Genomic DNA, 10,630 nt, shown 5'->3' with positions numbered 1-10,630 from the left:
CCGGCCGCTGGGACGGGTGGTGTGCTTGACGTTCTTCTCCCCGACGAGGAAGAGAGAAAGATCTTGCAGGGACGCCAAAGACGGCCGCGCGGGCGGCCTTCTTTGGCATATGGATATCGTTAGTCGTGCGAGAGACGCTGCGCGCTGACGCAGGCCCACGCTCATATGCAGCTCGTCGACCAACAACGCTTCCTGCTCGAGCACGGACGATCATCAGCGCGCAGCGCCATCACAAATCGCAAGACACCGCGTAAGCCCCAATAGGCCGCCCGGGCGGCCTATTGGGGCGAGCATCGTAAGACCTTCGCCCACCCCCACCGTCCGCGAGAACCCTACGAAGTCCGGTCACCCCAGCTGACGTCAAGTTTCCAAAGCGGAGCCTGGCGCATCGCAGGCCCCCGACGCGCCAGGCGCCTTAAGAACCCGCCGCCGCACCGCCAGCAGACTCAGCATCATCCCCACCGAGCGCCTGATAAACCGTCACCTGATTCACCAGCCGATTCAACATATTCTCATCCCGCGAAACCTCAGCCACCCGCCGCTTCTCCTGCGCATCCAGCCAATCCTTCAGCGGCACGGCCCCCGCCCGGTAGCGCACTTCGTACAGCCGCTCGGCCTCGCGCGCCGCGCGCAGAGATGCATCCAGCTGTTCCGCCTGCAAGCGCAGTTGCGTGCGATTGGACAACGCGTTCTCCACGTCCGCCATCGCCTGGTACAGCGCCTGCCGGAAATTCACCACGCGCTCTTCGTAGTCGGCCTTGGAGATCTTGATGTTGAGCTGCATCTGGTTCCATTGCAGGAACGGCAGCGTCAGCGCCGCCCCCAGCGAGCCTACCGGGTTCTTCAGAACGTCGGACAGCGAGGGGCTCGAGCTTCCCAAGGCGCCGGTCAGCGTCAATGGCGGATAGAAGCTGGCGCGGGTCGCGTCGACGGTGGATAGGGACTGGCGCAGGCGCAGTTCGGCGGCGCGCAGGTCGGGACGGCGGCCCAGCAGGTCGGCCGGCACGCCGGCGCGCGCTTGCGGCAAGGGATAGCCCGGCAACCGCGCCGGGTCGGCCATCATGCGGTCCGGCGGGCCGTCGAACAGGATGGTCAGCGCGTTGGCGTACTCCACGCGCTGCTGCACCAGCAGCGTATGAGCGGCTTCCTGGCTGGCCACGGTCTGTTCGGCCTCGGCCATTTCCAGCGCCGACGCGCCGCCCGCCGCGTACTGCGCCCGCACCAGATCCTGCGTCTTGCGCGCGTAGGCGATGCTCTCGGCGCTACTGGCGATGCGCTGGTTGATGAAGGCGGTCTGCCAGTACAGCGTGGCGGTAGTGCCCACCAGGGACTGCGCGGCGCTCTGCCGGTCCTGCTCGGTCGCCAGAGCGTCCCATTGCGCCGCGTCGCGCTGGCTGGACAGCTTGCCCCACAGATCCGCTTCGTAGCTGACGGTCAACTGCACGGCGTTGGTCCGGGTAATGGCGCGATCGCCGTACAGGTTGCGGTTGCGCGTCACATCGGCATTGCCGCCCAGTTGCGGCAGCAGCTTGTCCTCGGTGATTCCAGCCTGGTACTGCGCCCGGCGCACGCGGATCGCGGCGGCGGCCAGGTCGTTGTTGCGCGCGAGCGCGGCGTCGACCAGGCCGTTGAGCGTTGGGTCGTTGAAATTGCGCCACCACTCGCCGCCATCGGCCAGCGGCCCGGCCTGGAAGTCGCCGGCAGGCGCATGGGTCCAGGCCGCGGGGGTGGACGTCAGCGGCCGTTCGTAGTCCGTATGCAGCAGGCTGCCGCAGCCGGCCAGGGCCAGCAGCAGCGTCAGGGCGGCGGGTTTGCAGATCAGGGAAACCGCTTTCATCTTCCTCATTCCCGGGCCAGGGCCTCGACGGGATCCAGACGCGCCGCATTGCGCGCCGGCAAATAGCCAAAAAGCACACCGATCAAGGTCGAGCAGCTGAACGCCGCCACCATCGATGTCGTGGAATAGATCATCTGGAACGACCCGCGCGTCGCCTTGGAAACCAGCACGCCCAGCCCCAGCGACAGCACGATGCCGATGGCGCCGCCTATCAGGCACACCAGCACCGCTTCAATCAGGAACTGCTGCATGATGTCGCTGCGCCGCGCCCCCACCGCCATGCGCACGCCGATCTCGCGGGTACGCTCGGTCACGGAAACCAGCATGATGTTCATGACCCCGATGCCGCCCACCATCAGCGAGATGAGCGCAATCATGGACACCAGCAGCGTCATGGTCGCGGTGGTGCGTTCGATGGTCTTGCGGATCGCGTCCGTGTTGAACACGAAGAAATCCTTGGTCACGTGGCGCCGCGTCAGCACGCGGACGATGGCCTGTTCCGCCGCGGCGGGCGGCGAGGCGTCATTGACGCGCACCGTGATGCTCTTCAGATGCTGCTGGCCCAGCACGCGCGACAGCGCCGTGGTGTAGGGAACCCAGACGTTCAACGAGTCGTTGCTGCCGAAGACGGTTTCCTTCTTTTGCGTCACCCCGATCACGCGCGCCGGCATCGATCCCAGAAATACGACTTGCCCGATGGGCTCGGTATGCGAACCGAACAGCTTGCGCCGGGTGGCGTCATCGATCACCACTTCCTGCGCGCGCCGCAACACGCTGGTTTCGTCGAAGAACTTGCCCTGGGCCAGCTTGATGGCGCGCACGCGGAAATATTGCTCGCCCACGCCCTGGATCACGCCGGTCACCGACACGTTGCGATAGCGCAGCGTGTTGCTGGTCGAGACTTCCGGCGTGACGCTGTCCACGTAGGACTCGCGCGCCAGGGCGTCGGCGTCGGCCGGCACCAGGGTGCGGATATTCACGGCCTTCTCGTCGCCGAAGTCCTTGCCCGGAAAGATCTCCACCGTGTTGGTGCCGATTTCGCTGATGTCGTCCAGGATTTTGCGGCGCGAGCCTTCGCCCAGCGCCACCACCGACACCACGGCCGCGATGCCGATGATGATGCCCAGCATCGTCAGCGAGGTGCGCAGCCGGTGCGCGTTCATGGCCAATAGCGCCATGCGCAGCGCCTCGCGGCAACGGTCCAGGTAAGCCTGCCAGACGGGCCGCGCGGCCAGCGCCGGCGCGTCTTCCTTGATGCGCTCGGTCCGCGGCGCGTCGGGATTGCGCTTGTCGGCGACGATCTCGCCGTCGCTGATCTCGATGATGCGCTGGGCGTGGCGCGCCACGTTCATGTCGTGCGTGACGATGATGATGGTATGGCCAGCCGCGTTCAGTTCTTCCAGGATGCGCAGCACCTCCTGGCCGGTGTGCGTGTCCAGCGCGCCGGTCGGCTCGTCGGCCAGGATGATGTCACCGCCATTCATCAGCGCGCGCGCGATGCTGACGCGCTGCTGCTGGCCGCCGGACAGCTGCCCGGGCCGGTGCCCGGTCCTGTCGCCCAGGCCCAGCCGCCGCAGCAGTTCGTCGGCACGCGCCAGGCGCGCCTCGCGCCGCTTGCCGGCGTAGACGGCCGGCACCTCGACGTTGCCCTGCGCGGTCAGGTCCGACAGCAGGTGGTAACGCTGGAAGATGAAGCCGAAGTGCTCGCGGCGCAGTTCGGCCAGTTCGTCCGGGTCCAGCTCGCCCGTGCTGCGGCCGTCAACCCGGTACTCGCCGCGGGTGGGACGGTCCAGGCAGCCCAGGATGTTCATGAGCGTGGACTTGCCCGACCCGGACGCGCCCACGATCGCCACCATCTCGCCGGACTCGATGGCCAGGTTGATGTCCTTCAGGACCGCGATGGTCTGCTCGCCCGCGGGAAACTCGCGGCGCACGCCCTTAAGCGAGATCAGAGGCCCGCTCATGTCAGGCTCCCGGCGCGGCGGCCGGCGCGGCATCCGCCGACACGACGCGCTCGCCCACCTCCAGCCCTTCCAGCACCTGCGCCTGGACGTTGTTGTTCATGCCTATCCTGACCTGGCGCGTTTCGGTCTTGTTGTCCTTCAGGACCACGCGCACGGCGTAGCGGCCGTCCTGGCCGCGCTTGCCCAGCGCCGAGGCCGGCACCACCACCGTGTCCTTGGCCTCGCCCAGCACGATGAAGACCTGGGCGGTCATGGAGATGCGCAGCTTCTCGTCCGGGTTGGGCACGTCGAACAGGCCGTTGTAGTAGACGGCGGCGGTGGTGGAGCTGCCGCTGGCCGATCCGGTCAGGGAAGACGTCGCGTCGTCCTTCTGCACCGAATCCGGCGCCGGTTCCACCGCGCGCAGCTGGGCGCGGTAGCGCTCGTCGGGCTCGCCCAGGATGGTGAAGTACACCGGCAAGCCCGGCTTCACGCGGGTGACGTCGGCTTCCGAGATCTGCGCCTTGATGGTCATGGTGTCGACCTGAGCCACTTTGATGATGGTGGGCGCGCTCTGGATGGAGTTGACGGTCTGGCCTTCCTTGGTCACCACCGCGACCACCATGCCGTCGATGGGCGAGACGATGCGGGTGTAGCCCAGGTTGACGCGGGCGGTGTCGACCTGGATCTCGGCCTGCGCGATCTGCGCGTCCAGCGAGGCGATCTCGGCGCGGGTCACGCCCAGCGTCGCCTCGGCGCTCTCGTAGGCCTCGCGCGAACTGGCGTCGGCCGCCAGCATCTGCCGCTGGCGGCGGAAGGCCAGCTCGGCCTGCTTCAGCGTGGCGACCTTGGCGGCCCGCTCGGCGCGGCGGGTCTGCTGGGCGGCCTCGGCGTTGCGCAGCTCGTTCTGCTGGGTCATGTCGTCGATCTCGGCCACCAGCTGGCCCTTTTTGACGCGGTCGCCCAGCGCCACCTTCAGGGACTTCAGCTGGCCGGTGGCCTGGGCGCCGACGCTGACGCGTTCGATGGCGTCGATGGTGCCGCTGGCCAGCACGCTGTCTTCAAGATCGGCGCGCGTGACCTCGGCCACCGCGAAAGTGGGCGGCGGCGTCGCGGAGAAGAACGCGGCGCGCACGCCGAACACGGCTAACAGGAGCAAAACGGCGATCAGGGAGTAGCGCTTGAACTTGCTGCGGGACTTTTTCATTGAACCTGCCGGATGTAGCGCCGGCTATCGGGCCGGCGCCGGTATTGCGAATTGCGGACCAGGCAAGCGACCTTGCCCACGATGCTTGCTCATCCTAAACGTGTCGTCCGCCGGAACCATCGACGATCTGTGGCAAAACGGTGAAAAACAGTAAAGCGGGCCGGAACGTCAAGGTCCGCGTGATTGTTCCGTTGCATGAACGATACAACGCTTTGTCCGTCACTCGCGAAAGCCCTTGCCCGTAGATGCGGCGAACGTGCCGCCATCTTGCGCCATAAGCATGCGAGTTCGCCCCTAGATAGCCGCCATCATGCGATTGGCGCCAATATGCGTTTGCGGCGCTGCAAAACAGCCACGCCTCGACATAGGGCGACGATATGGCCAGAATGAACGCAGTTAAGCCGTATCCGTGTCCACTTCTCATAGATCCCCCTCTTCGTCACCCAGTTCCCCAGAGTTTTCCGGGGCGGTGCTTTTGTGCCTCCTGGCCATGATGAACCACGTGGCGCTCACAGGGGGACGGATCACCGTCTCACTCACCGCGCTGCAGATGGGGCTGTCGACCTTCAAGGTGGGCACGCTGGTTGCGGTGTTCGCGGTACTGCCCATGCTGTTCTCGGTGCGCGCCGGCCGCTGGGTCGACCGGGTCGGCATCGTGCGGCCGCTGGTCATCGGCACGGCCCTGGTCGCCTCCGGCACCGCGCTGCCCTTCATCTCCCAGACCCAGTTCGCCCTGCTGATTGCCTCCTGTTGCATCGGTATCGGCTTCATGTTGCATCAGGTCGCCACGCAGGATCTGCTGGGCCACGCCGAACCGGCGCAGCGGCTGCGCAATTTTTCCTTCATGTCGCTGGCGCTGGCGGGGTCCGGATTCTCGGGCCCGCTGATCGCCGGGCTGGCCATCGACCATCTGGGCACGCGCCTGGCCTTCGGCCTACTGACCTTGGGTCCGCTGATTTCGGCGGGCGGGCTTTATGTGTTGCGTCACCAATTGAAGGCAGTGGATTCGCAGCTGTCAGGCAAAAAAGAGGCCGAAAAGCGGCGCGTTACCGAATTGCTGGAAGTGCCGGCATTGCGCCGCATATTGATGGTCAACACGATTTTGTCCGGCGCGTGGGACACCCATTTGTTCGTCGTGCCCATTTTCGGCGTCGCCATCGGCCTGTCAGCGACCACGATCGGCATCATTCTTGCGTCCTTCGCAGCGGCTACTTTCGTTATCCGCCTGATATTGCCCTTCATCCAGCGCCGCGTGCGGTCCTGGACGCTGGTGCGGGTAGCGATGGCGACAGCAGCCATCGATTTCATGCTTTACCCGCTGTTCACCGACGTTAACGTCCTGATCGTGTTGTCTTTCATCCTCGGTCTGGCCTTGGGCTGCTGCCAGCCGAGCATGCTCTCGCTGCTGCACCAGCATTCTCCGCCAGGCCGCGCCGCCGAGGCCGTGGGCCTGCGGATGGCCCTGATCAACGGCTCGCAGGTGTCCCTGCCGTTGACCTTCGGCGCGCTCGGTGCGGTAATTGGCGTTGCCCCCCTCTTCTGGGCGTACTCCGTGGCCCTGATGGCCGGAGGCTGGGCCAACCGCAATCCCCCGATCGAATCTGAACGCAAAGCGTAGCCGTGAACATGCTGTCCTCTCCTCCCGCCGCCGGCAATTCCGGCGCCAGCCTGCCCTTTCGTCTTTGGACTGCGCAAGAGCGGCAGGAATCGCTGGACGAGGCCCTGCGCCACTGGCAATCGGGCGAAGACGTGTGGGTCTACGGCTACGGTTCCCTGATCTGGCGGCCCGACTTCGATTTCGTCGAGCGTCGGCTGGCGACCCTGCGCGGCCACCACCGGGCGCTATGCCTGTGGTCGCGGGTCAACCGCGGCACCCCGGAATGCCCGGGTTTGGTATTCGGCCTGGACCGGGGAGGCTCCTGCCGCGGGGTGGTCTACCGCCTGGCGGGCGACCAGGTGCCGACCTATTTCCCCGCGCTCTGGGAGCGCGAGATGTCCACCGGCGCCTATCTGCCCCGCTGGATCAACTGCGCCACCGATACCGGCACCGTGCGGGCGCTGGTCTTCATCATGAACCGGGACAATCCGGCCTACATCCGCGCCCTGCCCGAGCCCGAGCTGCTGGCCATCGTGCGCCGCGCCGCCGGCCGCTATGGCCCCTGCACCGAATATGTGGTGCAGACCGCCCAGGCGCTGCGCGCCGCCGGCATCCATGACGCCCGCCTGGACGCCATCGCGCGCCGGCTGGAGCTGGACGCGCACACGCTGCCGGAAGGCGCCTGAGGCCCGGCCTCGGGAAATCTTGCCTGCGCCCTGAGCGGGGTCAATAAGGGTACCGCCTTCCAGGCGGTATAAACTCCTTGTTATCAACGCTGAACTACTAGCCCCATGTCCGTCTCTGATCTGCGTCAAAGCTACGACAAGAACGTGCTGCTCGAAGGCCAGGCTGCCGCCTCCCCGTTCGAGCAGTTCACCCGCTGGTTCGACGAGGCCCTGGCCGCCAAGGTCCCCGAACCCAACGCCATGACCCTGGCCACGGTGGACGCCAGCGGCCAGCCCAGCGCGCGCATCGTCCTGATCAAGGGCTTCGATGAGCGCGGGTTCACGTTCTTCACCAATTACGAATCCCGCAAGGGCCTGGACCTGCAGGCCGAGCCGCGCGCCAGCCTGCTGTTCTTCTGGCAGCCGCTGGAGCGCCAGGTCCGCATCGAAGGCGTGGTCGAAAAAGTGGCCGGCGACGAGTCGGACGCCTACTACCACAGCCGGCCCGCCGGTTCGCGCATCGGCGCCTGGGCCTCGCGCCAGAGCCAGCCCATCACCCGTGAAGAGCTGGAAGCCCGCGAACAGGAATTCCGCGAGCGCTTCGGCGAACAGCCGCCGCGCCCGCCGCACTGGGGCGGCTACCGCCTGAAGCCCACCGCCTTCGAATTCTGGCAAGGCCGGCCTTCGCGCCTGCATGACCGCCTGCGCTATGTCGCCGACGGCCAGGCCTGGAAGATCGAACGCCTGTCGCCTTGATGCCGGGCGCCTCGCGCCCGCCCCCAATTAACGATTGCATGACCGCCTCCTCCCCTGATTTTGACGCCGCCTTTTTCCGCACCGCGCTGGGCCGTTACGCCACGGGCGTGACGGTCGTGACGACCGCCGACCCCGATGGCGCGCCCATCGGCCTGACGGTCAGCTCCTTCAATTCCGTGTCGCTGAACCCGCCGCTGGTGCTGTGGAGCCTGTCGCGCAGTTCGTCGTCGCTGGCGGCCTTCGAGCAGTGCGAGCGCTACGTCGTCAACGTACTGGGCGCGGAGCAGATCGCGCTGGCGCGCCGCTTCGCCACCGGCAAGACGCCGGACCGCTACGCCGGGCTGACGGTGCACCACGCGCCGGGCGGCACGCCCATGCTGGACGGCCATTGCGCCGCCTGGTTCGAATGCCACAACCGCAGCCGCTACGTCGAGGGCGACCACGTCATCATGGTGGGCGAAGTGGAGCGCTGCGGCCATAGCGGCGAGCCGCCACTGGTCTTCCATGCCGGCGGTTTCGACCTGACCCCGGCAGGCGCCCGTTCGGAAAGGAAAACGCCATGAGCGTGGATGTGGATTGCGTCGTCATCGGCGCGGGCGTGGTGGGCCTGGCGATCGCGCGCGCGCTGGCCCAGTCCGGACGCGAGGTGTTGGTGGCGGAAGCCACCGAGGCCATCGGCACCGGCACCAGCTCGCGCAACTCCGAAGTCATACACGCCGGCATCTACTACCCGGCAGGCAGCCTCAAGGCGCGCCTCTGCGTGCGCGGCAAGCACCTGCTTTATTCCTATTGCGCCGAGCGCGGCGTGCCCTATAAACGCCTGGGCAAGCTCATCGTCGCCACCGACACCGAGCAGGCCGCGCAACTCGAAGGCATCGCCCAGCGCGCCCGCGCCAACGGCGTCGACGATCTGCAATTCATCTCCGGCGAGGACGCCATGCGCCTGGAGCCCGCGCTGCGCTGCGCCGCGGCGCTGTCCTCGCCGTCCACCGGCATCGTCGACAGCCATGCGTTGATGCTCTCGTTCCAGGGCGACGCCGAAAACGCGGGCGCCCAGTGCGTCTTCCACACGCCGCTGGAGTCGGCCCGCGTCCGTCCCGAGGGCGGCTTCGAGCTGCAATTCGGCGGCGACGACGCCATGACCCTGAGCTGCAACGTGCTGATCAATTCCGCCGGCCTGCACGCGCCGGCGCTGGCGCGCCGCATCGAGGGTCTGCCCGCGTCCAGCATCCCCCAGGATTACCTGTGCAAGGGCAGCTATTTCACGCTGTCTGGCCGCGCGCCGTTCTCGCGCCTGATCTACCCGGTGCCGCAGCATGCCGGCCTGGGCGTGCACCTGACGCTGGATCTGGGCGGCCAGGCCAAGTTCGGCCCCGACACCGAATGGGTCGAAACCGAGGACTACACGCTGGACCCGGCCCGCGCCGAAGTCTTCTACGAGGCCGTGCGCAGTTATTGGCCGGCCCTGCCCGATGACGCGCTGGCGCCCGGCTACACCGGCATCCGCCCCAAGATCTCCGGCCCGCACGAGCCCGCGGCCGATTTCGTCATCGCCGGCCCGGCCGCGCATGGCGTGCCCGGCCTGGTGAACCTGTTCGGCATAGAATCCCCGGGGCTGACCTCCAGCCTGGCCCTGGCCGAAGAGGCCCTGGCCCGTCTGAACGGATGATCTCCGCGCCGTGCATGCCGCGCGTGGCGCCATCAATAAATACTGTCACCTTTTCTCCTTTTTCTCCTGTCCCTGAACCATGCAGCACAACGACTACATCCTGACCCTGTCCTGCCCCGACCGCACGGGCATCGTGTACCGCGTCAGCGGCCTGTTGTTCGAATTGGGCTGCAACATCCTGGATTCGCAGCAGTTCGGCGACGAAGAGACCGGCCGCTTCTTCCTGCGCGTGCACTTCGACGTGCCGGCGGGCGTGTCCGTGGATGATTTGCGGGCGCGGCTGGACGGCATGTCCGCCGAGTACGGCATGGAGCTGAAGCTGCATGACGCCCGCCGCAAGGAACGCCTGCTGATCATGGTCAGCAAGCAGGGGCACTGCCTGAACGACCTGCTGTTCCGCGTGCATAGCGGCCATCTGCATGCCGAAGTAGCCGCCATCGTCTCGAATCACAACGACTACGCCAGCCTGGCCGCTTCCTACGGCATCCCGTTCCACTACCTGCCGGTCACCGCCGACACCAAGGCGGAACAGGAAAAGCAGGTGCTGGCCCTGGTCGATCAGGAAGGCATCGACCTGGTGGTGCTGGCCCGCTACATGCAGATCCTGTCGGAAGACATGTGCCGCGCGCTCAACGGCCGCGCCATCAACATCCACCACAGCTTCCTGCCCAGCTTCAAGGGCGCCCGTCCCTACCACCAGGCGCATGCGCGCGGCGTCAAGATCATCGGCGCCACCGCCCACTACGTGACCTCGGACCTGGACGAAGGCCCCATCATCGACCAGGACATCGAACGCGTGGACCACACGATGACCGCCCAGGACCTGACCCAGGTCGGCAGCGACATCGAATCCCTGGTGCTGTCGCGCGCCGTGCGCAGCCACGTCGAGCACCGCATCCTGCTCAACCGCAACAAGACCGTCGTCTTCCGCTAGGGAGATGGGGGCTCCCAGGCCC

At 66.8% G+C, this 10,630-nt stretch carries 10 protein-coding genes; 6 read left to right on the top strand and 4 right to left on the bottom strand.

The window, feature by feature from the left end; translation table 11 throughout:
- The 4 genes from N5C88_RS13110 to N5C88_RS13095 all read right to left on the bottom strand — a co-directional run.
- The coding region (locus N5C88_RS13110) for a hypothetical protein (protein ID WP_280015449.1) at window positions 1-204 on the bottom strand (204 nt) is incomplete at its 3' end.
- Window positions 205-415: 211 nt separating this feature from the next.
- Window positions 416-1,837 (bottom strand): efflux transporter outer membrane subunit, encoded by a 1,422-nt coding sequence (locus tag N5C88_RS13105; RefSeq protein WP_280015448.1) that lies wholly within the window; start codon window positions 1,835-1,837, stop codon window positions 416-418.
- 5 nt (window positions 1,838-1,842) lie between these two features.
- Window positions 1,843-3,801: a MacB family efflux pump subunit gene (locus N5C88_RS13100; RefSeq protein ID WP_251877789.1), complete on the bottom strand. Its 1,959-nt coding sequence runs from the start codon at window positions 3,799-3,801 to the stop codon at window positions 1,843-1,845.
- A 1-nt stretch (window position 3,802) separates the two neighbouring features.
- Window positions 3,803-4,987 carry an efflux RND transporter periplasmic adaptor subunit gene (locus tag N5C88_RS13095; RefSeq protein ID WP_280015447.1) on the bottom strand — a complete coding sequence of 395 codons (1,185 nt, stop codon included), beginning with the start codon at window positions 4,985-4,987 and terminating at the stop codon, window positions 3,803-3,805.
- A 490-nt stretch (window positions 4,988-5,477) separates the two neighbouring features.
- Here N5C88_RS13095 and N5C88_RS13090 point away from each other — a divergent pair, with 490 nt between their 5' ends.
- The 6 genes from N5C88_RS13090 to purU all read left to right on the top strand — a co-directional run bounded on the left by N5C88_RS13090 (window position 5,478) and on the right by purU (window position 10,608).
- Window positions 5,478-6,605, top strand: a complete 1,128-nt coding sequence (locus N5C88_RS13090) for an MFS transporter (protein WP_059371573.1) — start codon at window positions 5,478-5,480, stop codon at window positions 6,603-6,605.
- Window positions 6,606-6,613: 8 nt separating this feature from the next.
- Window positions 6,614-7,270, top strand: a complete 657-nt coding sequence (locus N5C88_RS13085; RefSeq protein ID WP_118932413.1) for a gamma-glutamylcyclotransferase — start codon at window positions 6,614-6,616, stop codon at window positions 7,268-7,270.
- A 105-nt stretch (window positions 7,271-7,375) separates the two neighbouring features.
- Window positions 7,376-8,005, top strand: coding sequence for a pyridoxamine 5'-phosphate oxidase (gene pdxH, locus N5C88_RS13080; protein WP_059371571.1), 630 nt, complete (start codon window positions 7,376-7,378; stop codon window positions 8,003-8,005).
- Between the two features lie 38 nt (window positions 8,006-8,043).
- Window positions 8,044-8,568, top strand: a complete 525-nt coding sequence (locus N5C88_RS13075; RefSeq protein WP_059371570.1) for a flavin reductase family protein — start codon at window positions 8,044-8,046, stop codon at window positions 8,566-8,568.
- Window positions 8,565-9,674, top strand: a complete 1,110-nt coding sequence (locus tag N5C88_RS13070) for an NAD(P)/FAD-dependent oxidoreductase (protein WP_280015446.1) — start codon at window positions 8,565-8,567, stop codon at window positions 9,672-9,674. Before N5C88_RS13075 ends, N5C88_RS13070 begins: the two co-directional genes overlap by 4 nt.
- A gap of 79 nt (window positions 9,675-9,753) precedes the next feature.
- Window positions 9,754-10,608 carry a formyltetrahydrofolate deformylase gene (purU, locus tag N5C88_RS13065; RefSeq protein WP_059371568.1) on the top strand — a complete coding sequence of 285 codons (855 nt, stop codon included), beginning with the start codon at window positions 9,754-9,756 and terminating at the stop codon, window positions 10,606-10,608.
- Window positions 10,609-10,630 lie beyond the last annotated feature (22 nt).

This window comes from Achromobacter sp. GD03932, from assembly GCF_029839485.1.
Classification (GTDB): domain Bacteria; phylum Pseudomonadota; class Gammaproteobacteria; order Burkholderiales; family Burkholderiaceae_B; genus Achromobacter; species Achromobacter bronchisepticus_A.
Note: the sequence above shows the minus strand (reverse complement) of the source record. Positions and strands in the feature narration are given on the sequence as shown.

What these genes read in the sequence shown, in the direction of transcription:
- N5C88_RS13105 (WP_280015448.1), bottom strand. Translation starts at nt 1,837, where the DNA reads ATGAAAGCGGTTTCCCTGATCTGCAAACCCGCCGCCCTGACGCTGCTG.
- N5C88_RS13100 (WP_251877789.1), bottom strand. Translation starts at nt 3,801, where the DNA reads ATGAGCGGGCCTCTGATCTCGCTTAAGGGCGTGCGCCGCGAGTTTCCC.
- N5C88_RS13095 (WP_280015447.1), bottom strand. Translation starts at nt 4,987, where the DNA reads ATGAAAAAGTCCCGCAGCAAGTTCAAGCGCTACTCCCTGATCGCCGTT.
- N5C88_RS13090 (WP_059371573.1), top strand. Translation starts at nt 5,478, where the DNA reads ATGATGAACCACGTGGCGCTCACAGGGGGACGGATCACCGTCTCACTC.
- N5C88_RS13085 (WP_118932413.1), top strand. Translation starts at nt 6,614, where the DNA reads ATGCTGTCCTCTCCTCCCGCCGCCGGCAATTCCGGCGCCAGCCTGCCC.
- pdxH (WP_059371571.1), top strand. Translation starts at nt 7,376, where the DNA reads ATGTCCGTCTCTGATCTGCGTCAAAGCTACGACAAGAACGTGCTGCTC.
- N5C88_RS13075 (WP_059371570.1), top strand. Translation starts at nt 8,044, where the DNA reads ATGACCGCCTCCTCCCCTGATTTTGACGCCGCCTTTTTCCGCACCGCG.
- N5C88_RS13070 (WP_280015446.1), top strand. Translation starts at nt 8,565, where the DNA reads ATGAGCGTGGATGTGGATTGCGTCGTCATCGGCGCGGGCGTGGTGGGC.
- purU (WP_059371568.1), top strand. Translation starts at nt 9,754, where the DNA reads ATGCAGCACAACGACTACATCCTGACCCTGTCCTGCCCCGACCGCACG.